General features: G+C 63.3%; 18 protein-coding genes and 1 pseudogene. 10 read left to right on the top strand and 9 right to left on the bottom strand.

The genetic code is table 11. The features are described 5' to 3' along the window. Nucleotides 1-39 precede the first annotated feature (39 nt). The 4 genes from fdhE to fdnG are packed head-to-tail and all read right to left on the bottom strand — an operon-like array spanning nt 40 to nt 5,550. Nucleotides 40-900 (bottom strand): formate dehydrogenase accessory protein FdhE, encoded by an 861-nt coding sequence (fdhE, locus tag C7416_RS02505; protein ID WP_111516961.1) that lies wholly within the window; start codon nt 898-900, stop codon nt 40-42. Further along, nucleotides 897-1,553: a formate dehydrogenase subunit gamma gene (locus C7416_RS02510; RefSeq protein WP_198035635.1), complete on the bottom strand. Its 657-nt coding sequence runs from the start codon at nt 1,551-1,553 to the stop codon at nt 897-899. The genes fdhE and C7416_RS02510 overlap by 4 nt, the downstream gene beginning before the upstream one ends. Further along, entirely contained in the window at nt 1,550-2,464 is a 915-nt protein-coding gene (gene fdxH / locus C7416_RS02515) for a formate dehydrogenase subunit beta (RefSeq protein ID WP_111516962.1), read from the bottom strand. The genes C7416_RS02510 and fdxH overlap by 4 nt, the downstream gene beginning before the upstream one ends. Further along, nucleotides 2,461-5,550: a formate dehydrogenase-N subunit alpha gene (gene fdnG / locus C7416_RS02520; RefSeq protein ID WP_111516963.1), complete on the bottom strand. Its 3,090-nt coding sequence runs from the start codon at nt 5,548-5,550 to the stop codon at nt 2,461-2,463. Before fdnG ends, fdxH begins: the two co-directional genes overlap by 4 nt. Before the next feature lie 468 nt (nt 5,551-6,018). On the opposite strand from fdnG, the gene C7416_RS02525 reads away from it, so the two are divergent. The 3 genes from C7416_RS02525 to C7416_RS02535 all read left to right on the top strand — a co-directional run bounded on the left by C7416_RS02525 (nt 6,019) and on the right by C7416_RS02535 (nt 8,882). Then, nucleotides 6,019-6,948, top strand: a complete 930-nt coding sequence (locus C7416_RS02525; protein WP_111516964.1) for an IclR family transcriptional regulator — start codon at nt 6,019-6,021, stop codon at nt 6,946-6,948. A 48-nt stretch (nt 6,949-6,996) separates the two neighbouring features. After that, nucleotides 6,997-7,809 (top strand): SDR family oxidoreductase, encoded by an 813-nt coding sequence (locus tag C7416_RS02530; RefSeq protein ID WP_111516965.1) that lies wholly within the window; start codon nt 6,997-6,999, stop codon nt 7,807-7,809. 95 nt (nt 7,810-7,904) lie between these two features. Continuing rightward, a complete protein-coding gene (locus tag C7416_RS02535; RefSeq protein ID WP_111516966.1) occupies nt 7,905-8,882 on the top strand; it encodes a Bug family tripartite tricarboxylate transporter substrate binding protein in 978 nt (325 codons plus the stop codon). A 228-nt stretch (nt 8,883-9,110) separates the two neighbouring features. On the opposite strand, the gene C7416_RS02540 is transcribed toward C7416_RS02535, so the two are convergent. The 3 genes and pseudogenes from C7416_RS02540 to C7416_RS29380 all read right to left on the bottom strand — a co-directional run. After that, the gene (locus C7416_RS02540) at nt 9,111-10,502 is read right to left on the bottom strand and encodes an MFS transporter (protein WP_111516967.1); all 1,392 of its coding nucleotides are present in this window, start codon (nt 10,500-10,502) and stop codon (nt 9,111-9,113) included. Nucleotides 10,503-10,637: 135 nt separating this feature from the next. Then, a complete protein-coding gene (locus C7416_RS02545; protein ID WP_111516968.1) occupies nt 10,638-14,057 on the bottom strand; it encodes an ATP-binding protein in 3,420 nt (1,139 codons plus the stop codon). Nucleotides 14,058-14,069: 12 nt separating this feature from the next. Beyond that, nucleotides 14,070-14,153: pseudogene (locus C7416_RS29380) on the bottom strand (DNA-binding response regulator); the annotation flags it as partial. 1,363 nt (nt 14,154-15,516) lie between these two features. Here C7416_RS29380 and C7416_RS02560 point away from each other — a divergent pair. Then, complete coding sequence (locus C7416_RS02560) at nt 15,517-16,056, top strand: hypothetical protein (RefSeq protein WP_111516970.1); 540 nt, start codon at nt 15,517-15,519, stop codon at nt 16,054-16,056. A gap of 53 nt (nt 16,057-16,109) precedes the next feature. Further along, the gene (locus C7416_RS02565) at nt 16,110-16,751 is read left to right on the top strand and encodes a hypothetical protein (protein WP_116328180.1); all 642 of its coding nucleotides are present in this window, start codon (nt 16,110-16,112) and stop codon (nt 16,749-16,751) included. A 566-nt stretch (nt 16,752-17,317) separates the two neighbouring features. Here C7416_RS02565 and C7416_RS02570 read toward each other — a convergent pair. Then, the gene (locus C7416_RS02570; protein ID WP_111516972.1) at nt 17,318-19,660 is read right to left on the bottom strand and encodes a P-loop ATPase, Sll1717 family; all 2,343 of its coding nucleotides are present in this window, start codon (nt 19,658-19,660) and stop codon (nt 17,318-17,320) included. Between the two features lie 204 nt (nt 19,661-19,864). Here C7416_RS02570 and C7416_RS02575 point away from each other — a divergent pair, with 204 nt between their 5' ends. Next, nucleotides 19,865-20,431: a TetR/AcrR family transcriptional regulator gene (locus C7416_RS02575; RefSeq protein WP_111516973.1), complete on the top strand. Its 567-nt coding sequence runs from the start codon at nt 19,865-19,867 to the stop codon at nt 20,429-20,431. A 237-nt stretch (nt 20,432-20,668) separates the two neighbouring features. Here C7416_RS02575 and C7416_RS02580 read toward each other — a convergent pair whose 3' ends face one another. Further along, on the bottom strand, nt 20,669-21,487 hold the full coding sequence (locus C7416_RS02580) for a sulfite exporter TauE/SafE family protein (protein WP_111516974.1): 819 nt from the start codon (nt 21,485-21,487) through the stop codon (nt 20,669-20,671). 485 nt (nt 21,488-21,972) lie between these two features. Between C7416_RS02580 and C7416_RS02585 the strand changes: the two genes are divergently transcribed. The 4 genes from C7416_RS02585 (at nt 21,973) to C7416_RS02600 (ending at nt 24,536) form a co-directional block, all read left to right on the top strand. Next, on the top strand, nt 21,973-22,767 hold the full coding sequence (locus tag C7416_RS02585) for an SDR family NAD(P)-dependent oxidoreductase (protein ID WP_111516975.1): 795 nt from the start codon (nt 21,973-21,975) through the stop codon (nt 22,765-22,767). Nucleotides 22,768-22,800: 33 nt separating this feature from the next. Beyond that, nucleotides 22,801-23,136 (top strand): carboxymuconolactone decarboxylase family protein, encoded by a 336-nt coding sequence (locus tag C7416_RS02590; protein ID WP_078199044.1) that lies wholly within the window; start codon nt 22,801-22,803, stop codon nt 23,134-23,136. A 103-nt stretch (nt 23,137-23,239) separates the two neighbouring features. After that, the gene (locus C7416_RS02595) at nt 23,240-23,551 is read left to right on the top strand and encodes a carboxymuconolactone decarboxylase family protein (protein ID WP_234825090.1); all 312 of its coding nucleotides are present in this window, start codon (nt 23,240-23,242) and stop codon (nt 23,549-23,551) included. A gap of 541 nt (nt 23,552-24,092) precedes the next feature. Beyond that, nucleotides 24,093-24,536, top strand: a complete 444-nt coding sequence (locus C7416_RS02600; protein ID WP_111516976.1) for an OsmC family protein — start codon at nt 24,093-24,095, stop codon at nt 24,534-24,536. The last annotated feature ends 19 nt before the right edge of the window (nt 24,537-24,555 follow it).

The raw sequence follows: 24,555 nt of genomic DNA on the forward strand, positions 1-24,555 counted from the left end.
ACGCGTAAGCGTACACGAACTGCGTGGAGGCCGGGGGCCTCATCCCGGCAGAGCGAACGGATTGAACCCTGTACGTTGAAAACCTTCACCGGCCACGGCATCGTCCAGTGCCAGCGTGGCCAGATCATCGGCCACCGCTTCGGCATGCGGATCCCGCTCCAGTGACACCACCTTCAGATAACCGCGGCACACGCCGCAGCTTTCGGCCCGCACCGTCGCTTCGGCGGTTTCGAAGCTGAGGTAGTCCAGGTCGGCAGCGGAGCCGCAGTTGCTGCATTTGGCGCGCACCATGTGCCACGCGCTTTCGCACAGTGGGCAATGCAGGTAGCGCATGCCGTGGTGCTCGCCGGTCAGGATCAGGCTTGCCACCGGGGCGGTGCCGCACATCGGGCAGGCCGGCAGCTCAGCGCTGCCGCAGGCGGGCACCGGCGCCGCGCGCGCGGCGGTGGCGCATTGCAGCGACAGCGCAGCCCATAGCAACGGCGCGATCGCCGCCGGCGCGGCGTCGAAGCGGCCCTCGGCCAGCGCCTGCGCGCCCGCCAGGCGTTCTGCCGCGGCCAGGCCGCGCAGTGCCGCGAGATGGGGTGCGACCGGCGCGGGAACGTCGTGCCCAAGGTGCTCGAGCAGACGGTCGAGCAGGGCAATGCAATGTCCCGCATCCGGCATTGCCCCGGCTGCCAACGCCCCGCATGCGCCGGCCTCGGGCAGCAGGGTTGCCTGCGCCTCAGTCACGCGCGCGGCCCAACGCAGGTAATCGGCGTGATCGTGGCCTTCGGCCAGCGCACGCAAACGCGCGGCACGGCGGCGGTAGAGTCCGGCGAGGTCTGGCTGGAGCAGCGGCGTGAAATGCCGCGATGACTGGTCCGGCAACGGCTCCGCCAGGTTCGGTTGCTGGTTCATTGTTCACCCCCTCTTGCGCGTGCCTGCCTCGCTTCCAGTTCGCCATGCCAGCGGTCATGGTGCTGCCTGGCCCAGGCGCGCGAGACATACCCGGTCACCATCCCCGTGATCGAGCCGCGGACCCAGATCGCCAGATAGATGTGGCCCACGATCAGCAGGATCAGCCCTATCCCGGCAACGGCATGGGCCAGGATCGCCAGGCGCAGCACAACAACCGGGAAATATTCGGCGAAATACGCGCGCCACATGACCAGCCCGGAAACCAGCAGCACCAGTATCGAAGCCATGATCAGCCAGAACAGCACCTTCTGGCCGGCGTTGTATTTGCCGATTTGCAGCGGTTCGCCGCCATGCCGGTTCATCAGCACGTCGCAGATGCGGCGGAACCAGATCGCATCAGTGCGCGCCGACAGGTTGTAGCCCACGAAGCGCGCGAACATGAAGCAAAGGCCAGCAAATACCGCGATGCCGAGGAACGGGTGCAGCAGCCGCGCCAGCTGCGGCGTGCCCAGCAGGCCGCTCATCCAGCTCACCGTGGGGAAGAACCATGAAAGGCCCGACACCGCGGCAAGGAAGAAGCAAAGCACGACCGCCCAGTGGCACAGCCGCTCGGCGAATTTCGTGCGCAGGATCCTGTCGTCGTGGCGCATCATTTCCCGTCTCCGCCTGCCGTGCCGTCAGTGGCGGGGTCACTGGCGCCATCGCGGCCGGTGTCGGTGGTATTCGGGCCGACCGCCATGAAATGCGCGGCCATGCCGACGACAGCGGCCGCGCCGACGACCGCGGCGGCGGGTTTCAGGCCGTCTTTCCACCCGGCGACCAGCGCGCTGATTTCTGGATTCTTCGGCAGGCCGGCGTAGCGCTCGGCGTCCTCGGCATGCTGCAGCACGTACATCACGTGGGTGCCGCCGACCCCCGCCGGGTCATAGACGCCGGCATTGGCATAGCCGCGCTCGTTGAGCTCTGCCACGCGCTCTTCGCCAAGCGACTGCATCTCCGCCTTCGAGCCGAAGGCGATGGCGCCGGTGGGGCAGGTCTTGACGCAGGCCGGCTCCTGCCCGACCGCGACGCGGTCCGAGCACAGCGTGCATTTGTAGGCCTTGTTGTCCAGCTTCGAGATGCGCGGCACGTCGAACGGGCAGCCGGCGACGCAATAGCCGCAGCCGATGCACAGGTCGGACTGGAAATCGACGATGCCGTTCGCATACTGCACGATCGCCCCGGGCGCGGGGCAGGCCTTCAGGCAGCCGGGATCCTCGCAATGCATGCAGCCATCCTTGCGGATCAGCCATTCCAGCTTGCCGGCCTGGTCCTCATGCTCGGTAAAGCGCATCAGGGTCCAGGTGTTGGGCGACAGGTCGCGCGGATTGTCGTAGATGCCGACGTTCTCCTGCACGTCGCCGCGCAGGTCGTTCCATTCATTGCAGGCGACCTGGCACGCCTTGCAGCCGATGCAGATCGACACGTCGATCAGCTTGGCCACTTCCATCTGGTGGTCGCGGATGCGCGGCGCCGGCGTCAGGTCGGACGAAGCCGAGCGGCGGATGATGTTCTGTGAGTTCATGCCTGGGCTCCGGCCATCTTTTCAATGTTGACGAGGAATGCCTTGAATTCCGGGGTTTGCGAATTGGCGTCGCCAACGCCCGGCGCCAGTGTGTTGGCGAGATAGCCCTTGCGGGTCGCGCCTTCGAAGCCCCAGTGGCAGGGGATGCCGACCTGCTCGACCGTTTGCCCCGCCACCTGCAGCGTGCGCATGCGCTTGGTCACCACCGCCTTGGCCGTGATGTAGCCGCGCCGGGTTGTGATCTTTACGGTATCGCCGTGCGTGATGCCCTTGTCCGCGGCCAGCTTTTCGCCGATCTCGACGAACTGCTCGGGCTGCAACATGGCGTTCAGGTGCGAATGCTTGGTCCAGTGGCGGAACAGCTCGGTCACCGAATAGGTCGTGGCGACATAAGGAAAGTCGGTGCGGTTGCCCAGCCGCTGCGCATCGTTCTGGAAAATGCGCGCGGTCGGGTTGTGGGTGACCCGGGCATGCAGCGGGTTTTTCGCGATCGGGCTCTCGACCGGCTCATAGTGCTCGGGGAAGGGGCCGTCGATCATGCCGCCGGCGGAGAACAGCCGGCCCACGCCTTCGGGCAGCATGATGAACGGCCCGACCGGCGTGCCGGGCGCCGCGGTCAGCGGAAAATCGGGCACGTCCGCCCCCGTCCATTGCTGGCCGTTCCAGTGCAGGATCTGGCGCCTGGGGTCCCAGGGCTTGCCCATCTCGTCCATCGAGGCGCGGTTGTAGAGGATGCGGCGGTTGGCGGGCCAGGACCAGGCCCAGCCCGGCGTATTGCCGAGCCCGGTGTCGGTGTTGTCGCGCCTGGCCATCTGGTTGCCGGCCTCGGTCCAGGAGCCGGTGAAGATCCAGCAGTAGCTCGAGGTGGTGCCGTCGTCCCGCAGCTGCGCAAACGAATCCAGCAGCTGGCCCTTGCGCAGGATCTTGTTCCCGTTCCCGTCGAAGACATCCGCCAGCGCGTAGCCGTTGGCCTCCTTGGCCATTTCCTCGGGATGCGGGTGGTGGGGATCGTGATAGGTGTCGGCGTCCCAGGTCATGTGCAGCACCTGCTCGGGACAGGCACCGCCTTCGGTCTGGTACAGCCGGCGCAGCTCCATCATGATGCCGGCGAGGATGGCCGGGTCGTGGCGCGCCTCGCCCGGCGGCTGCTGGCCGGCGTAGTGCCATTGCAGCCAGCGGCCCGAATTGACCACGGTGCCGTCCTCTTCGGCGAAGCAGCTCGACGGCAGTCGGAACACCTCGGTCATGATGTCCTCGGTCCTGACGTCGTTGAACTTGCCCTCGTTGCGCCAGAAGTTGGAGGTCTCGGTCACCAGCGGGTCGATCACCACCAGGAACTTCAGTTTCGACAGCGCGGCCGAGGACTTGTTCTTGTCCGGCATCGCCGCCAGCGGGTTGAAGCCCTGGACGATATAGCCGTTGACCTTGCCTTCGTACATCAGGTCGAAGTACGCCAGCATGTCGTAGCTGCGGTCCCATTTCGGCAGCAGGTCGTAAGCCCAGTCGTTCTGCGCCGTGGCGTGCTTGCCGAACAGGTTCTTCTGCAGCGAGACGAAGAACTTCGGCAGGTTCTTCCAGTAGTTGACCTGGTCGGGCAGCAGCGCCCTGGGCGTGGCATCCGCCAGGTATTGCTTCAGCGTTTGCTGGCTATCGGTGGGCAGGTCCATGTAGCCGGGCAGCCGTACCGACAGCAGGCCCAGATCCGTATAGCCCTGGATGTTGGAGTGGCCGCGCAGCGCGTTCACGCCGCCGCCGGCCATGCCGACATTGCCCAGCAGCAGCTGGATCATCGCCGCGCCGCGGATGATCTGCGCGCCGCCGGTGTGGTGCGTCCAGCCCAGCGCGTACAGCCAGGTCAGGGTCCTGTCCTTCGCCGCGCACGTGCCCACGATCTCGGCGATCTGCAGAAAGTCGGCCTGCTTCACGCCGGTGATTTCCTCGACCTTCTCCGGCGTGTAGCGCGATACGTGCTGCTTCAGCAGGCTCAGCACGCAGCGGGGATGGCGCATCGCCGGATCGCGCCGGGCGTTTCCGGTGCCGTCGAGTTCATAGGCCCACGACGACTTGTCGTAGCGCTTCTTTTCGGCATCGAAGCCCGAGAACAGCCCCTCGTCGAAGCCGAAATCCTCGCGCACGATCAGCGCTGCGTTGGTGTACGCGCGCACGTAGTCGCGCTGGATCTTGTCATGCTGCAGCAGCCAGTTGACGAGGCCCATCAGGAAGGCCGTATCCGATCCCGCGCGGATCGGCGAGAAGATGTCGGCCACCGCAGCGGTGCGGTTGAAGCGCGGATCGACGACGATGACCTTGGCCTTGTTCCTGATCTTCGCCTCGATCACCCACTTGAAGCCGACGGGATGGGCCTCCGCGGGATTGCCGCCCATGACCATGACGACATTGGCGTTCTTGATGTCCACCCAGTGGTTGGTCATCGCGCCGCGCCCGAACGACGGACCCAGTGCGGATACCGTGGGACCGTGGCACAGCCGCGCCTGGCAGTCCAGCGCCAGCATGCCCAGGGAGCGGGCAAACTTGAAGTCGAGCACCCCGGTCTCGTTGGAGGCCGCGGACGAGGCGAGCATGCCCGAAGTCAGCCAGCGGTTCACCAGCTGGCCTTTCTCGTTGCGCGCGATAAAGTGCTTGTCGCGGTCGTCCTTGAGCAGGCGCGCGATGCGCCGGGTGGCGTCGTCCCAGCTGATGCGCACCCATTCCTTTGACCCGGGCGCGCGGTATTCCGGGTACAGCAGCCGGTTTTTCGAATGGACGATGTCGAGCAGCCCCGCGCCCTTGGGGCACAGCGAACCGCGGCTGACAGGGTGGTCGGGATCGCCCTCGATGTGGAAGATGCGTGGCTTTGCGTTCCTGGCGCCGTCCCCCAGCGAATACATCAGCAGGCCGCACCCGACCGAGCAATAGGTGCAGTTGTTGCGCGTCTCCTTGGCGCGCAGCAGCTTGTAGGGCCGCACGCCCGCCGGGGTTTGCGCCCAGGCGGGCGCCATGCCCAGGGCCGCGGCCGAAGCCGCGAACGAACCGGCGCCAAGGATCTTGAGGAACCGCCGGCGTCCAATGCTGGTGGGTGTCGTCATCGTGGTCTCATCGTCATTTTTTCCGCCGGCCCGCGGATGAACGGGGCCGGGGGTCTCCGCCCTTCTTATGTCCGACAAGGAATGAACGCGCGCGCAGTCCCGCTGCGCAGGGTTGCGCAGTGGCAGTGAGAGCCATCCTTGATGGGAATTGCTGCCTTGGGGCAGCGTGTCGGGTCGTCTCCGGGCGTCGGGTCAGCGTTGCCGCGACCGCCAGCGTCGCCAGCATGTCCCGCGCCTGTTGCGCAAAGATATCCGCGTGCCAACCGGAGGACAATTCAGCGATTCTTTGCCGGGCCATAAGCAATCCGTTAAGTGACGAATCTGGCGTGAGAGATATGACCCGCGCCCGTAGCCGGCGGTCGAATGGTGTCCATGAACACCGTTTCTAGGGCACATGCTTTCGCTACATAGCGCCCCTGCGGCGGCCGCCTTTGCTGCAATCTAATGGGCCCGCCTCAAGCGCTGCCCATGAAACGCACCACCACCATTCCCACGCCGCCGCCCGATGCCGCGCACACCCTGGTGCCGGCCGACGTGCCGGCGGGCAATGGCTGCGCCGATGACCGCAATTTCGTCACGGCGCTGGCGCGCGGCATGGAGCTGCTGCGCGCGTTCGGGCCGCAGGATGATTTCCTGGGCAATGCCGAGCTGTCGCGGCGCACCGGTATTCCGCGGCCGACGGTGTCGCGGCTGACCTATACGCTGGCGACGCTGGGCTACCTGACCTATATCGAAGCGACGGAAAAGTACCGGCTGGGGCAGGGCGCGATGGTGCTGGGACACCGCTATGTCGGGGGCGCCGGCATCCGCGAGATCGCGCAGCCGCTGATGCAGTCGCTGGCGTTTGCGACGGATTGCACGGTGGCGCTGGCGATGCCGGACCGCCATGCCATGGTCTACCTGGAAAGCTGCCAGCCGCGCGGCGCGCTGGTGATCCGGCTGGCGCCGGGGGCGCGGCTGCCGATGGCCACCTCGGCAATCGGGCGGGCGTGGCTGGCGGGATTGGATGCCGATCATCGTGAGGCCGCGCTGGCGGAGCTGGCCCGGCACTACGGCGCGCGCTGGCCGGCGGTGCGCACGGGCGTGGAGCGCGCGCTGCGCGACCACGCGCGGCGCGGCTTCTGCGTGGCGCATGCCGAATGGGACCGCACCGTCAGCGGCGCCGCCGCGCCGCTGCGGCTGGCAGGCAGCAGCGAGGTGCTGGCGCTGAATATCGGCGGCGCCGCCGCGCGGCTGTCGCCGGAAATCCTGGAAGCCAACCTGGGTCCGCGCGTGCGCGAGCTGGCGCAGACCCTGCAGGCTCGGCTGTGGCAGCCTGGCGGCGCGCGCGCGACCGCGCGCTTTGCCTCGGAGCAGCCGGAACCGGGGCCCGCGCCCGGCGCGATGAAGCGGGCCTGATGCGTCCGGCCGCAGACGCCGGCATTCGAATTCAACGAGGAGACCCCCATGGAAGTACGCAACAAGACCGTCGTCGTGACCGGCGCCGCTACCGGCATCGGCCGTGCGCTGGCACTGGCCTTTGCGCAGGCCGGCGCGCGCGGCGTGGCCGTGGCTGACCTGAACGCGGCCGGCGCCGCCACGGTGGCGGCCGAGGTTCAGGCGGCCGTGCCCGCTTGCCAGGTGTTTGCCCAGCCGGTCGACGTGGCCGACGCGGCCGCGGTGCAGGGGCTGGCCGACATCGCCACGCAGCGCTTCGGCCAGGTCGACATCTTCTGCTCCAATGCCGGCATCATCCTGCGCAAGGGCCTGGACGCCAGCGCCGGCGAATGGCAGCGCATCTGGGACATCAACGTGATGGCGCACATCCATGCGGCAAAGGCGGTGCTGCCGCAGATGCTGGAGCGTGGCGACGGCTACTTCGTCAACACGGTGTCGGCGGCGGGCTTGCTGTCGCAGATCGGCTCGGCGCCTTACGCGGTGACCAAGCATGCCGCGATCGGCTTTGCCGAGTGGCTGTCGATCACCTACGGCGAGCGCGGCATCAAAGTCAGCTGCATCTGCCCGCAGGGCGTGCAGACCAATATGCTGTTCGGCGAGAACGGCGAGCGCAAGGGCTTCCTGCAGGAAGGCTCGGTCACCGCCGAGCATGTTGCCGCGGTGACGCTGGAAGGCGTGGCCGACGAGCGCTTCCTGATCTTGCCGCACCCCGAAGTGCTTGAGTACTATCGCCGCAAGGGCCAGGACTATGACCGCTGGCTGCGCGGCATGCGCCGCCTGCATGACAAGGTGATGCAGGAGTTCGGCGGCATCGCGGTCTGAAGCGGCGGGCAGCCTGGCAGGTTCCGGCGGCGGCATTGCCGCCGCCTTCACAATGCGCGCGGCCACGCAGCCGCGCGCAACCGGAGGAGCATCCCATGCGTTTCGGTACCGTTGCCGCGGCGGCAGTGCTTGCCGCATCCTTCCTGACCGGCCCCGCTGCGGCGCAGGCACAGGGCTATCCCGCCAAGCCCATCCGCATCGTGGTGGGGTTCCCCACCGGCGGCGCGCCCGACACGCTGGCGCGCATCGTCTCGGAAAAGATCTCGCCCGCGTGGGGCCAGCCGGTGGTGGTCGACAACAAGCCCGGCGCCGGCGGCAATATCGGCGCCGAGGCCGTGGCACACGCGCCGGCCGACGGCCATACGCTGGCGCTCGGCACCGTCGGCACGCATTCGATCAACGGCGCGCTGTACAGCAAGATGCCGTACGACATGGTCAAGGACTTCACGCCGGTGATCCTGATCGCCTCGACGCCCAACGTGCTGGTGGTCAATCCCGGCGTGCCGGCCAAGAACGTGGCGGAGCTGATCGCGCTGGCCAAGGCGCGTCCGGGCGGCCTGACCTTCGGCACGCCCGGCATCGGCACCTCGCCGCATGTGGCGGGGGAAATGTTCAATACGATGGCGGGCGTCAAGATCACGCACGTCCCCTACAAGGGCCGCGCCATGGCCATTCCCGACCTGCTTGGCGGCCATATCACCATGATGTTCGACAACCTGCCCTCGGCCCTGCCCGTGGTGCGCGAAGGCAAGCTGCGCGCACTCGGCATCACCGGCGCGAAGCGCTCGGCCTCGGCGCCGGATATCCCGACGCTGGCCGAGCAGGGCTTGCCGGGCTTCGAGGCGGATTCGTGGTTCGCGGTGTTCGCGCCGGCGAATACGCCGAAGGAGGTGGTGGCCAGACTGAATGCCGAGCTCAACCGCATCTTCACGCTGCCCGAGGTGCAGGCGAAGCTGAAGACGCTGGGCCTGGATCCGGTGCTGGGCACGCCGGAAAAGCTGGCCGCGTACCAGCGCCAGGAGATCGCCAAGTGGGCGAAGGTGGTGAAGGAATCGGGGGCGAAGGCGGAGTAGATGCTGCGCTGGCACGGAGCATCCGCTACCGATTGTGTACTCCCTCTCCCGCTTGCGGGAGAGGGTCGGGGAGAGGGCCGGTGTGTCGACGAAGTGCCAGGCGTCGGTATGCCAGCGCCTGCCCTCTCCCCCAGCCCCTCTCCCGCAAGCGGGAGAGGGGAGCACGCAAGCGGTATCGGAACAGTCGTCGCTGCTACCGGCATCCGTCACTCGCAACTCGGATGACGCTCAAGCATCCGGCTCCACCGCCTCCCGCCCCACCGTCTCGCCACTGGCACCACGCAATCGGCTCAGGCTGATCATCGCTCCCACCGCCGCCACCGCCGCCGCGACATACAGCGCCATCCGCGCCGCGCCCGCAGGCGACAGGCTGAACAGCAGTGCCACCAGCGCCGTGCCGGTGGTCTGCCCCAGCAGCCGCGTGGTCGCCTGCGCGCCGCTGGCGCCGCCGCTGCGTTCCGGCGGCGTGGCGCCGATCATGGCGCGGTTGTTGGGGGACTGGAAGAAGCCGAAGCCGGTGCCGCACATGGCCATGCGCCAGGCGATGTCGAAGCTGCCGGCGTCGGGGCCCAGCGTGGCGAGGCCGACCAGTCCGCCACCCAGCATCGCGAGCCCGATGCCGGCGAGGATGCTGGCCGGATAGCGGTCCGACAGCCGGCCCGAGACCGCGGCCATCACCGCCACCATCAGCGGCCACGGCGTGATCAGCAGGCCGGTCTCCTGCAGCGAGCGTCCAAGCTGGTATTCGAGAAAGAACGGCAGCGCGATAAAGGCCAGCATCTGCGTCATGAACGAGCAGAACGAAGTCCCCACCGCCAGCGTAAAGGCGCGGCTGGCAAACAGGTCGACCGGCACCAGCGGCGCGGCGCGGCCGTGCTGGCGCCGCACCAGCAGCCAGCCCAGTCCCACCGCGAGCGCCACGCCCGCGCAGCCGGCCAGGCGCCAGCGGGGGTGGCCGAGGCCGTCGACGCTCAGGATAAACATGCCGAACACCAGCGCCGACAGCAGCGCGCTGGGATAGTCGAAACCGCGCGGCTGCGGCGGCGTATTCGGCAGCGCGGTGCGGCTCAGCGCCAGCGCGGCGATAGCCACCGGCACATTGACCGCGAACAGCCAGGGCCAGCTGGCCACCGCCAGGATCAGCGCGCCCAGCGATGGCCCTACGGCGATGGTCACGCCCACCACCAGCGCATTGAGTCCGATGCCGCGGCCCAGCCGCGTGGGCGGGTAGATAAAGCGCACCAGCGCGGTGTTGACGCTCATGATGCCGGCGCCGCCGATGCCCTGCAGCACGCGCGCGGCCACCAGCATCGGCAGGTTGACCGACAGCGCGCACAGCAGCGACCCCACCAGGAAGGTCGCCAGCCCCGCGCGGTAGACCCGCTTGTAGCCCAGGATGTCTCCCAGCGACGACAGCGGCAGCAGGCATACGGTCACCGTCAGCTGGTAGGCGTTGACGACCCAGATGGTGCTGGCGGGATCGGCCTGCAGTTCGCGCGAGATCGACGGCAGCGCGATATTGGCGATCGAGCCGTCGAGCACGGCCATGATCAGGCCGAAGAAAACGGTGAGGATGGCCCAGGTGCGCTGGGGCTGCGGAAGGCCTTGTTCTGGCGGCATGGGGGGGAGACATTGGAGACAATGCCGCACCCGGCCCGGATCGGCCCGGCGGTCCACGGCGCGGCGCTGCCATTATGGTCGCGCGTGCGGCTGCTCGCAAATCCGCCAATTGTGGTAAGGCGCTCCCGTCAGCGGTCAGGGCCCCGCCGCGGCGCCCAGCGCGTAGCGCTGCAGCCGCTTGTAAAGCATGTCTGCCGCATCGGCCATGGCCGGGGCCCAGCCGGGCGCCGCCTCGCACAGTGCCTCGAGGTCGCGGCATTCCCTGACGAAGGACTGGCGCCGCACGATCATGAAGGCGCCCGCCGCCGCATGCACCCAGTGGCGCAGGCCGGTCAGGTCCTGTTGCGCGAGGATGCGGGCCAGCGCCGGCAGGTCTTGCCGCAGCTGCCGGCGCAGCATGTCTTCGTAGCGGCGGCGCGGGGCCTCCACCGCGGTGGCCGGGTCGCACGGTTGCGCGCAGGCGGCGGCATCGGTTGCGGCATCGGGTGCGGTATCGGTGGGGGCACAAGGCAGGCCGCGCAGGCAGGCGGCGAGGTCCTGCAGCGAGGCGGGCTTGGCCAGGTAGCCGGAGAAGCCGCGCAGGCGCCGGTCGTGCCCGGGGTCGCTGCAGGCCACGGCGCTGAAGGCGATGACCGGCAGGCCCGGATATGTCTCCTGCACGGCGTGCAGCAAGGCGTGGCCGTCCATTTCCGGCATATGCAGGTCGGTCAGCAGTGCGTCGACGCGCGTGCTCGCCAGTACCGCCAGCGCCTGCCTGCCGTTGCCCGTGACGATGGGATGGCAGCCGATTGCCTGCAGTTGCTCCGCGACCAGCGACTGGTTCAGCGGATTGTCCTCGGCCACGAGGATGGTCAGGGGCGCCGCCGCGGGCGCGGGCAGCGCAGGCAATGCGGGGGCGGGCATGGGCGTGGTCGCGTGCTGCGTTGCGCCGGTGGCGGCCGCCACGGCGTCGAGCAGGGCGCGATGGCTGAACGCCGAGGCCTCCAGCATGCCGGGGTCTGGCTGACGGGGGTGATGCGGGCCGTCGGCCGTCAGCCACACCAGCGGCGCGGACTGGCGCAGCGCAGCCAGCGCCGCTGGCGCAAAGTCTTCGGTCGCGACCACGGCAGCGGGCGCGTTGCGCTGCACGCTGTCCTGCGCCAAGGCGATGGATGTCACCGCCTCGGTATGCCAGCCCTCGGTCTTGAGCCATGCTTCGATCGACGCGCCGGTGCGCTGGTCCTGCGTCAGCACCAGCACATGCCCGCTGTGCGTCGCGCTGGCCGCCGCCGGCGCGTGCGGCTCTGCATCGGCCGGCGCCAGCGGCACCGACACCGTGAACACGCTGCCCACGTCCGGCACGCTGTTGACGACGATGCTGCCGCCCATCAGCTCGCACAGCCTCGCGCAGATCGACAAGCCCAGCCCGGTGCCGCCATAGCGGCTGTCGGCAGCGGCATCGCCCTGCACGAACGGCTGGAACACGCGCGCCGCCAGTGCCGGTGTCATGCCGATGCCGGAATCGCTGACGCGGCAGACCAGCTGCTGCATGCCATGCGCATCGGCCTGCAGTTCGCCGCTCAGCGTGATGCGGCCGCTGGCGGTGAACTTGAAGGCGTTGTTCAGCAGGTTGTTGAAGACCTGCACCAGCCGCGCGCGATCGCCCACGACTTCCGTGTCCAGCGTCGGCGACAGCTGCAGGCAGAAGCGCAGCGGGCGGCCGGCCACCATGGGTGCATGGGCCAGTGCCAGGCTCTCGAGCGCCTCGACGGGACGGAACGGTGCATTGACCAGCGCCAGCTGCCCCGCGTCGATCTTGGAGAAGTCCAGCACATCGTTGACGATGCGGCGCAGCGAGCCGGCGGCGGTCTCCAGCGCGCGCAGCCGCGCCGCGTGCGGCCCCATGCCGCCGCTGCGCGCCAGCAGCTCCAGGTTGCCGAGCAGCGCGTGCAGCGGCGTGCGGATCTCGTGGCTCATGGCGGCAAAGAAGGTCGAGCGCACCCGCAACATCGCTTCGGTGGCCTGCTGGGCGGAGCGCAGCTGCTGCTGCAGCGCCTCTTGCGCGGTGCAGTCCAGCACCGCGCAGAACAGCACGGCTTCATCGCGGTAGCGCGCCGGGGCATAGGTGACCTGCAGGAAGCGCTGTGCCGCTTCGGCAGGGCCGGGCGCTTCCGGGGCCGCGACGGTGATGCTGCAGACCGATGCCGGGCCGCCGCAGGCGCCGCGTGGCTGCCGCGAAAGCGCCCGGGCTATCGCGGCGGGCAGAGGTTGGTGCGGTCGAGCGGGCAGCAGCGATGCCGCCAGCGGATTGCAGGCCAGCACGGCGTGGTCATGCTGGCGCACGATGCACAGGCCGACCGGTGTGGCACTGACCAGCACCTGGTTCATCAGCTCGCTTTCCAGCGCGCGCCGGGCTTCGGCATGCGAGCGCCGCAGCAGGTGCCGGCTCCAGTAGCGCGCCGCGAACACGATGGCACCGGTCAGCAGCAGCATGGCGGCGCCGACCACCGCGAGTTCGGCAGCCAGCGCGCTGAACAGCAGCCGGTACGGCAGGTGGTAGACCAGCAGGCCGAAGCCGGGCTGCAACGACTGCACCAGCGCTACGCCCGATCGCGTCAGGCGCAGCGCGTTGTGCGGCAGGCCGCGGACCCGCGCGGCGATGTCGCGGGCGCTGGCCGGGCTCAGCGTGCCGGCATGCGGCCACACGTCGATCAGATGGTCCGCGTCATTGAGGAGCGCCAGGCCGGCGTGGTCCTGAGGCGGCGGCAGGCCGGCCAGGAACGCCTGCACCGGCACGCAGGCGGCCACCAGCATGGTGGGCGAGTCGCCGGCATAGGCGGCGCCGGCCAGGACCATGACGGGGCTGCCGTCGACGGGATCGGGCAGCGGCCCCAGCCAGACGGGCTGGTCAAGCGCCGGGACGGCGTGCCCGGTGCGGTCCAGCAGCGCGCGGGTCAGCTGCGTGCGCAGGCGCGGAATCAGCGCCGGATCGAGCGCCAGCGGCACGCGCGCGCCGGCTTCAGGCTGGCGGATCACGATCGCGCTGTCCTCGTCCAGCGAGACCGCGTAGGCGCCATGGTCCAGGTCGAAGGCTTGCTGCGTGGCCACCGCGGCCAGCGCGATCTGGCGCAGCCGAGCGAATTCGTTCGGCAGCCCTGCGCCCCAGGCCTGGCGCGTGGCGTCGCCGGCCAGCAGATGGTAGTCCTTGCGCACGGCCTCGACATGGACGCCGGCCGCGCCGGTGCGGCGCAAGGCCTCGAGGCCGGGGTCGCGCGACGGGGCCGCGACGACGGCGCGCAGATGGTAGCGGATGCTGAGCGCGGTGCGGCGCACGAACGAGGCTTCGTTATGCAGCTGCTGCGACACCGTGCCGACATATTGCGCGACCTGGCTGCGCCGGTAGTCCAGGTGCTGGTCCGCCGCCAGCCCGGCCAGCAGCGTGCCCGAGCACAGCACGATGGCGATCAGCGCCGCGATGGTCACCGAGTACAGGTGCTGCTGCCGGCGGGCGTGGTCGGCCAGCGCGTCGAAGGTGCTGGCCAGGGTGTCGCGGGTGCGGTCGGGGTCTTGCTGCATGTCCCGCGGCGTTCAGATCAAGCCGCTTTCATAGGCGTAGCGGATCAGGCCGGTATTGGTCTGCACCCCGAGCTTGCGCATGGCCACGGTCTTCTGGTGTCCCGCGAGAATAGCTTTTGTCAAACTCGTTGTTTGAGTTTTGTCAAAGCAGGCGCAACTGGCTGGAAACCCTTGTCGCGCCTGGCTTTGACCAAACTCTCCATTTTTTGCTCAGAGCGCTCCAGAACCCGTGGGTGCACAGGATTTTTTGATTTTTCTAGTAGTCCCGTCGAGAGCCTGAAATTCGACCGCCGTCGCGTTGTAGGACAGGAAAGCCGTTTCGCCATCCCCAGTATAGGACATCCGAATTCAGCGCGAGCCACGTCCGTGCGGCCGAGAGCGCGTGATGGTGAGCCATGTTACGGGTCTCTCCAGACCGCAGAAACGGGTACGGGGGCCGGGTACAACGGGCGCGGTCGAGGCGTCGAGCTCTGGTACCGTCAAACCGCCTGCCCCCTCGCTGCGTGCCCCAGACGTCGTACGATTACCGCACAGAAAGCGTTCGTCATTGTGTGTGCTGTGGACTCGAAAATCGCCCGCCATACAAGGGACAATTTTCGCGTGCCTTGAAATCCCCAACTGCCACAAGGAGATTACTGGTACGACGTCTTGGCAGAACTCTTTGGGTTTGACCGGCGAAAGCCTCATACATATCCTACCGATGGTGCGTTCGTTGAGATTCTCGATCCCGCTTACTCGATGACCACGCACGGCCCGCGAGCATCGGCGAAGCTCGTTGCGGACTTCGACGCTTGGGATGAGCTTGCACAGCGGTTCTCGGATGCGGAGTTTTACCCTACCTATTGGTGGCTCCGGACCTGCTTCTCACACGCGATGCAGAACGGAGCGGCGCGGATGTACTGGCAGATAGCGTAAGCAGCGCAGCGGCAACAGCCCCTGCCGAGGCTCGCCGCGGCTTTTTACTGCATCGGACTCCCCCGGGGCAACAGCCATGGTGCACCTATACTCGACATGCATCTACCCTCGAACGCCTACCTCGACGCCCACGACCTTGCGGCCATTCTCAAGGTCAGTCCCGCAACCATTCTCCGCCGCGCCAAAAGACAGCCGCATACTCTGCCTCTGCGCGCACATCTGGGACCCAACCTTCCACTTCGATGGCGTCGTACCGACGTCGCCTCCTGGATGGCCGAGCGCAACTCCTAGCTAGACCGCAGCTGCACTTCCGGCGACGGTGCGATTAACGCACTGATTTTTGTCCCGCGAGCGTTTCAAAAACAGCCTCTTTTTCTTCCTCTTTTCAGCTCCCGCTCCTGCTTCGCATCGCTGGAAAACCTTGGACTCATCCGTCCACCCGAATCATCCACTCGCTTCGGAGATATACGTTCTTGCAGTTACATCGATGCTGCGCAGGGTGGGTCAATCGGCCCGCTCGCAACGAATGTAGGAAACAACAGAAATGTACATGTACGAGTTGTGCAAGGGCCTGAAGCTCCTGGAGGAGGGGGTGAGCTTGTTTGGGTGGTGGATAGACCCGAGAACCGGCCACAGGTTGGAAAACGCGACGTATATCGACGCGGCACCAAATCTGTACGGGTCCGATGGACTGAAAAGCTCATCCATCTACACCTACGATTTTCGGCACGAATACTCGTTGGAACTCAAGTGGGACTGGCACGACGTCTTGGCGAAACTGGTTGGCTTCGACCGAGAGAATCCGGACGTCTACCCCGCCGACGGTTCTTTTATTGAATTGCTTCACAACGACTATTCGATGGAGGCGTTCGGCCCGAGTGCAGCCAGGAAGATTGTCGCTGACTTTGATGCGTGGAATGACCGGGCATCAAAGGTTTTGGAAAAGGTGGACTTGCCTCCGACGCTTATCGGCGACAACACCTTCAACGACGACGCGTTCTACTTGACATATTGGTGGCTGCGTTCGTGTTTCGCGAACGCGACTAAGAATGGGATAGTGAGATCCTACTATCGGCTCTCATGAGCTCGCAATAGAGCCCCGCTCTTTGTTTTGCACTTGACCCATTTGGAGTAACCATGCAATCAAGCTTTCTTGTCGCGTTGACCGACGTAAAGAAGCGCGAAGTACCTCGACATCCTAAGCAGTTTGACCTGTGCGCAGTCACCAACGAACCACTGAAGAACGTGGTTTTGGTCGTGGCACCTCGGTCATACCCTGGGTTGGCCGAAGGGTTGGAAATTGGCGCCGTGTACGAACACGATGAGAAAAAGGAACTTACATGCCGCGTCGAAGGGAAGTACCACAATCTCATCTTCTTGGACTGGTGCCGAATTCTCACAATTATCGTTGCGAAGAACGCGCGGTTCATCAAGGATTGTTCCCTGGATGAGTGGGTTGTGCAGGTTGCCGGTGCCCTGGAGGACAAAGAGAAGTATCCCGACACAGGCGGCCGCGGTCCATTCTGGGAGTTGGTTCGCTATGGACTCAGAGGCGTGACATTCGGGCCGGCCGTTTGCGCGAAACTCGTCCGTGACTTCGACGAATGGGAGCACGTTGCCAAAGCCCACGGACATGAAGAATTCTATTGGCTGTATTGCCGTCTTCGCGAGTGCTTTGCATATCCGAACGAAAGGGGGCTCGTCTATTGCTTCGAACCACATTGGTTCCAAGACAGCGAGTCAGACGACCAACCCCTGCTTGGAATCGACCCGGCCTGAGCTGGTCACGAGGTAGATGGGAAACTCGTGCGAGCACGGCAAAATGCCGTGCTCGCTTTTCATCGCGCTTCCGCTAGACATGGCGACACACGGCGTGGAAGCACTTGGCTCCCGGCCGGTCTGTGATAGCTGCCGCCGCCGGCGTGGTGGGGCTTGACCCGAGGGTACCCGCTTATGTCCGCCCGCGTGCCGCCGGTGCCACAACCCGACCAGTTTAAGAGTATCAAGCTTGTACTATCGCTTAAAGGCATTTGATTTGAGATTGCCTGGGCCGAGCTTCTAGGAACAATGCTGGCGTTGTCGAAGGAGTTGCGTTCTCAGATCCGGCCGTCTCGACCGTCGAGCATCCGGTTGGGCCCGAATGACCTTAGCATTCACAATGTGGCCTTTGGCCTCGGCCCTTCATTGTCGCCCAGTGCACCTCTACCGGCCTTCACGCAGGACGCGCACTGCGAACATCCTCAATTTGGGCATATCCCGCGCAGTAGCCTCTCGTGGGACGGCCGCGCTGTAGGAGCTCGAAACGCGGCCATTTTATGCAAGTGAGCGCCGGCCAGTCTGTGCTACTAGTTTCCGTTTTTTGAAGGAGACCGAATGTCCAGTGCTGGCCAGAACGCCGGATTAATTGCGAAGACCGCCTCTTCACCGGCCCGCTCGACACGGATTCGGAGGACTTTTTGGTCGTAGTTGACGTCGAAGATGTAGTAGGTCCGCTCCGGCGTCTGGAGTCCAATGATGCCGTAATAGAGAAGGAATTCCAGTCTCTTCGTCCCAACTTCATGGTCTGTGCCAGCGTCTTGCAAGAGTGCGACCAGCTCTCGCTTGGACATGGTTGCCGGAGCATCGATGAAGCGGTAGACGAGGTCTTGTGCTTGGGGAAGGACGTCAGCGAGTTCCCTGTCCAATTCCATCAGCAAGTCCTGCGAGTAGGCGCGCAGTCCCTTCTCGATATCGGAATCCTCAATCTTTGCGTGGCCGAAATTGTTAGCGAAACCGCGACAATGGTTGAAAATCTTGAGCAGGTTGCGAGGTCGCATTAATGACCGGTCAATCATGTATGCCGAAGTTTCTTCACCGTTGAAGTGAGAAACGCACAGGCTTCGCCACGCCTGGTCAAAGCCGGTCTTGTCGGGCGACAACTCCAAAGCGTTTGCGAGCCTCAGGCGAAGCATCTCTCTCAGAAGGTCTGGTTCTGTCCAGTCGAGAATTGCCCGCATTTCCTTTCCATAGTCAGCGCTACGTTGCATGAGGTGCTCGTACACGTCGTTCCGCACGAACACAATGCAGCGGAAGCGATGTCCGGATTTCTGCATTTGCGATTCGATTTTACGACCTGCATCTATTAGACAGCGTAGAACAGCAGTGTCAATTTCGTCGACGCCGCCAGTGCTCCATCCCTTGTCCAAGTTGTCAAACAGAATCCAGACTGATTGCTTCTTCTCGAGGTAGTCGGAAATCTTCGTCCGCAAGCTTCGAATGTCGTGGTAGTAGAGAAGGCTGGTGACCTGATCGTTCGTCAGCCGCTGGCTGGGCTCAGCAGAATGTAGTTGCTTGAACTTGGCGGTGATGTTCTGGGATAGCGCCAGCAGGCGCTCCGAGAAGTCGCCCTCATCAGAGAACTCGTCGGTCTTGTACGTCGCCTCCAGTTCCCTGTATAGCTCGTAGATTTCATGGTTATTTTTATGGGTGATTCGGTCTTTCTCAAGCAGCTTGTACGCGACCTCGAGGAGAATCAAATATTCCCAAAACGCCGTGACCAAATGCTGAAGCGAGCCTTCACTGAGATACGTCAACAACTCTTCCTTCAGCTTGATGAGCTGAAACCCCTCGGGCTTCAGGTCCACCACGATATTTCGCTTGTCCGAACGAGTGCGGTCACGGATCTGGAGGAATAGGGCAGTTTTTCCTGCGCCTTTCCGACCGACAACAAGGTTGACGTCACCGTTGGTTGTTCTGGTGTACTGGTCAGTCCGCAGGTAGTAGTTAGCCAGAGTCGCCATCTCGTTCTCGGCGGTCGGATCTCCTACTCGTAGGTTCTGCAGAATCGTGGCTCCGGTCACGGGCGATGGATTCACCATCTGCTGGTACTCGGTAATCTCCAGTGCCAGTTCGCTAACCATCTCGGAGATGTCATCGGGGAATCGATACGTCTTCACATCGTCCCGGACGTCGAGAGGTGCGTCATAACCTGCCGGTGCAAGCATTAGCAGCGGCTTTTGCAATCCCCGAACCAGACCTGCGACGAACATTGCCCGAACGTTGTGCACCTTTGCGATAAGGCTGCTTCCACCTTCCAATGGGGTGGCGACGCCTGCCGATGCGACTACTTGACGAATCGCGTCATTCGCAGAGAGGCGGGTATCTTCATCCGGGCTAAAGCTGCGATACCGGTACCTCGCCTTTTTGATGCGCGACGTCAGCATGGTCGCCGCATCGCCAGAAATGGGTGACTCCACTACGTAAACAGGGGCCTTGGAGTCGAGGGTGCCATGGACCAAAAGAGGTGTCGCATCAATACGACTGGTTAAGCGCCGTTCGAGGTCCGATGCATCGGTATACTCAAAGTAGCCCAATGTATCGAAGATGCCTGCGTCTTTCGAAAGAGCGCGGTCCCCCTCGGTATCCTTCTTCCTGACGAGAAAGCAGCGTTTGCTGCAACCAATCGCAAAGCCAATCTCGTAGACGACGTTCAGGTTCAGGTAGGTGATATCGGCCACTATGAAGCGCGATTCTTGAATGCGCTCCAGAATCGGCGAAACAAGCTGGTTGCCCGGGATATCGTTGAATTCCCACGGTTCGTAGTGGACATCTATCGGCTTGGCGTTCGCTGACGCAATCGCCTCTCGGATGATCCGAGTAAGGTCCTTGTCGAAGGATGGGTAGGCTACAAACGCAAGCTCTTTTGTCATTGTCTTCCGTTGCCACAAGTGTTCTAGCGCTAGCGCCGCTGCAGACTTCGACCGTGGCGCACGAATTGCCAGTATGCAGCATTTTTAGCAAATACCGTCCTAAGGTCGCATTATGTCAAAGAAGTGGTTGCAGGATTCCCTTATCCTTCTGCCAGGTGGGTGGGAGACATTGACATCTTACCAACTAGAAGGTATAAGCCGGTCATGACCGTAGACCGACGAACTGCACTTCTCCAACACGCGGAGTATCTCATCCGCACGCGCGGATACTCTGATTTCAGCTATGCTGACCTAGCCAAGAGCGCTTCGATTTCGAAACCCGCTGTCCATCACTATTTCCCAACGAAAGAGGACCTCGGTGTCGCTCTTGTAAACGAATATCTGGAGCGGTTTCGGGAATGTCTGAGTCGCATCGACGCTAAGCACCGTAAGGCAAAGGACAAGCTGGTTGCCCATGCTCAACTTTTCGCTGACTCATTGAATGACGGCATGCTGCCTCTCTGTGGCGCGTTGTCTGCGGAGTGGTCGGTCTTACCGGAGAGCATGCGGTCATTAACCTCGACCTTCTTTCAGCTGCATTTGCAGTGGCTAGAACGCATTATCGAGGGCGGCATTGCTGCCGGGGAACTGCGTGCTGATCGCTCAGCGAAGCGGTCGGCCCTAATGCTTCTCAGCTCCCTGGAGGGCGGCTCCCTCGTAGGCTGGGCCTTAAGGGACAATGCGTCGATCCTTACAGGATTTGAGGAGTCGCTCCGCGAGCTTGCGGTCTGAGCGGCCTTATGAAGGAAACCGCTCGCCCTCTATCACATCTTTCCGGCAGGAAGCCGAAGCGCCTGGCTGAAGGATTGGCTAGCGCGACGGTAAGGGGGCCGCGTCCAGCGCTCCGCACTGCTTGACTTGGCTTGCGGCCTGCGTTCTAAGACCAGCATCACGGTAGATATCTCGCAGTAGATATAACCCCTCTCCCGCGGACCATACTGGCGGATGGCGTAGCCTTGTGTCCGTGCCTTAGGTACGCATGACGACGCGTACAACCATTCCGAGAGCAATCAAGGCAGCGACCAGAGCGAAACCTTGTTCAAGGTGCCTTCTGCTTAGTTTGCTTGCGGCGCGTCGACCGCCCAACATTCCGAGCAAGGCCCCTGTTGCGAACGGCAAACCGACGCTCCAGTTCATACGCCCTGCAATCGCAGTAGATACAACCCCGGAAGCGGAGACCAGTGCGATAACGGTCAGGGATGTCGCCACAATTGCGTGCATCGGGGCGTTGGTAGCTTTTCTAAGAGCAGGGACGATGACGAAACCCCCTCCAACGCCGAGTAGGCCGGATAGGAAGCCGGCGCCAACCCCAGAGAGAGCGAGTGCACGGCTGCAGGAGGCCGTCCAGACAAAGCGGCCAGTAGCATTACTCAACTGGCAAGGCGGCAAAGGGTGCGAGGAGTAATGGCTGGGATTCGGCTTTGAGGGCGCCTGCACGAACATCCGCAGGGCCACGAAGGCCAAAACCAGAGCGAAGAGCAAAGTCAAAGGGCCACTAGGCAGACGGTGTGCAAGCCAAAGTCCGATCGGCGATACGACTGTACCGGCTACAGCCATCAGTACGGCGGCGCGGTAGCGCACGATGCCTGCACGCAATCCTATGGCAGCACCAACTGCAGCTGACAGGCTAACCGCAAGCAAGGCCACTGGCGCAGCCTCTGCGATGTTCAAATGCAAACCGAACAGCAGCAGTGGTACTGCGAGAATGGCGCCACCTGCGCCGGTTAGAGCCAGGATTACACCGACTACGGCACCTAGTGCCGCGCTGCTGCCAATAAAACTGTCCATTGATGTAGTTCGACTGTAAATATGAGGGACTCACGGGCGGGCAGACGCCCCCGGCACGCACATCCCGGCAGCGATGTGGGGTTGCGCTGCCACGTGGTCCGTCATGAACGATCCATTTTGGTAAGAGATCAATTTTTGTGCCTGCCTGAAGGTATTACCAGGATTTCCATTGATTTCTCAGAAGAAACAAGGACACAGCGAGCGCGAGAGGCTGTCTTGCGGGCGAAGAGCAGCGCCTAGTGCGACATATTCACTGCCATAGCGGCAGATGGCAGCCTTTGGCGGCTAGGCCCAAAAGTGCGTCTAAAGTAACTCGAAATCTCACCTTGACAGTACTAAACGGCTCGCATACGATACTAACCAACTAGTAGGTAGGGTGCTGCGTCTCGGGATGGCCATACAACCCAAATGGCGCAGCGCGTTTTTTTGACCAGGGAGATTACCAACTAGTTGGTAGGTTGGCCGCTCCCACGTGAGGAAAAACTATGCAAGCTAAACAATTTGACGGCCGCAAACTCCTGGTCGTAGGTGGAACAAGCGGAATCGGCCTCGAGACAGCTCTGATGGTCGCCGAGCAAGGCGCTGCTGTCGTCGTCATCGGCAACCGCCCGGAAAAGGCGGAAGCAGCTCGCCAAAAACTAGCTGCAGTCGCGGGAGAAGCTAAGGCATTCGCCCTGACGGCCAATCTCTCTGACTTTGAGAGCGTTCAAGACCTCATCAGCAAGTTGGAGAGCGAGCACAAGGATATTGACATGCTCGTGAATGCCGCAGGGATCTACTACCCGAAAGCATTCCTTGAACACTCGCTGGAAGACTACAACAACTATCTCAACCTGAACCGCGCACTGTTTTTCATCACCAAGCAGGTCGCTGCATCGTTGGTGTCCAGAAAACAGCCGGGTTCTATCGTCAGCATCACGGCGAGTGCAGCGAAACAAGCCATTGAAACGGTGCCTGCTTCAGCCTATTCCATGGCGAAAATTGGGCTGGAAGCCATGACCAAGCATGTGGCAACCGAGTTGGCAGAGCATGGCATTCGTGTCAACGCAGTTTGCCCGGGCATCGTCGAAACACGAATCTTCGAGCGCTTCATTCCCGGCGAGCAGTTGGACGACGCCCTTAAAGATTTCCATAGCTTTCATCCCCTCGGCCGCAATGGCACGCCCCTCGATGTCGCCGAGGCAATCGTTTTCTTGCTTTCCGATAAGGCTTCCTGGGTGACAGGGGCAGTTTGGGACGTCGACGGTGGTGTGTCGGCAGGCCGGAAACTCGGAAAGTGATTCGCGAAATTTTTCACTGAAAGGAGACGTTACATGGCAGCAAAATGGGCTGAAAAAATGACGGCGCTCGTAAAGAGCGTCGGAGCCTTCGGGAAAGCCAACAAGCCGGTGGCAGAGGCCTTCCATACCCTCGAGATTGCGACCCGAGCCGAGGGGACTCTGGACGCCAAAACCCACGAGCTTATCGCGCTGGCCGTAGCCGTGACCACCCGATGCGACGGTTGTATTACCGCGCACGCCGCTGCCGCAAAGAAAGCCGGGGCCAGCCAGGCGGAAATTTCGGCAGCACTTGGTACCGCAATTGCCCTGAATGCAGGCGCTGCGTACGTATATTCCGCCCGAGCTCTGGAAGCTTACGAGGAACTGTAAGGTCTCCTTCTGGGCAACGATACACGGCAACGGATACGTAATACCTAGCTAGCAGCTAAAACTGAAAGGATGCAAAGAAGCTATGAGCAAATGGACTGAACGAATGACGGATCTGATCAAGAGCGTTGGCGGATTCGCGAAAGCAAACAAGCCTGTGGCAGAAGCGTTCCACACCCTGGAAACCGCAACTCGCGCAGACGGCATCCTGGATGCCAAAACTCATGAACTCATCGCCCTGGCTGTTGCAGTGACTACACGATGCGACGGCTGTATTACCGCGCACGCAGCCGCGGCTAAGAAGGCTGGTGCAAGCAAGGCTGAGATTTCTGCAGCGCTTGGCACGGCCATTGCACTTAACGCTGGGGCTGCCTATGTCTACTCTGCCCGCGCGCTCGAAGCTTTTGAAGAGCTCTAAGCTCGGGGCGTAGTGTGCCTTGACGGTACAAAAACCTCTTGCGATGCAATGCTCGGTCGCAAGGGGAGCGACTGTTTAACTATCTTTCTTTACATCGCATTTTCCGCGTCCAAGCGGTGATTGCATGCCAGCGACAACTTCTGCATGGTGTGCGCTATTACACGCGCAGCAGCGGAACACCATTGCTCCTCCTGCTATCTGCACATGCCGTACGAGTCGTTCGGATTGCGGGAACGCGCTGGGCTAGCTAACTGCGGCCGCGGTTTTTGTTCATTCGGAGCGCAGGGCAGACTTTGCTGTCACAACTAACTCTGGATGCTGATGTTAGCCCACTGGACGCGAGGACTGAGGCCGGGCCTCCACGCCAGCGTGAGGCCTCGACCTTACTCCATGCAATGGTTGGTTGCCTAGAGGCTTAGCTGGCCTAAGCAATCGAAGCAAGAAATGTCGTTTTACGCCTATGTGGATGAGCCCTACGATCCTAGCACGCATACACACATGCGCCTCGGCAGGGACTCCCCACTCAAATAGGAGGTAAACGATGTCAAAGCATGCCGCATCTGTTCACTGGAGCAGGACCGCTCATCCGTTGGAGAGCGATACCTATTCGCGCAACCATCAGGTATCGCTCAATGGCGAGCAGAACGTGAACGTCTCGGCGTCGAAAGAGTACAAGGGCGACAGCCGGTGTGCAGATCCTGAGCAACTGCTCGTCACAGCGTTGGCGAGTTGCCACATGCTCACATTTCTCGCAATTGCGGATCTTCAAGGGTACCGAGTCGAGCAATACGATGACTCGCCGGTCGGTCACCTGGAGAAACTGGAGGATGGTCTGCTGGGTATCGGCCGGGTCGAGCTTAGTCCCAAGGTCGTCTTTGGCGGTACCAAGCTGCCGGACAGCAATGTCCTTGCTCGGTTGCACGCAGCGGCACACAAGAACTGCTTCATCCGAAACTCATTGAAAGCGAAGGTATCCATTTCGTAGCCTAGGGCATCAAGACCCA

Source organism: Cupriavidus phytorum, assembly GCF_003254285.1.
Classification (GTDB): Bacteria; Pseudomonadota; Gammaproteobacteria; order Burkholderiales; family Burkholderiaceae; genus Cupriavidus; species Cupriavidus phytorum.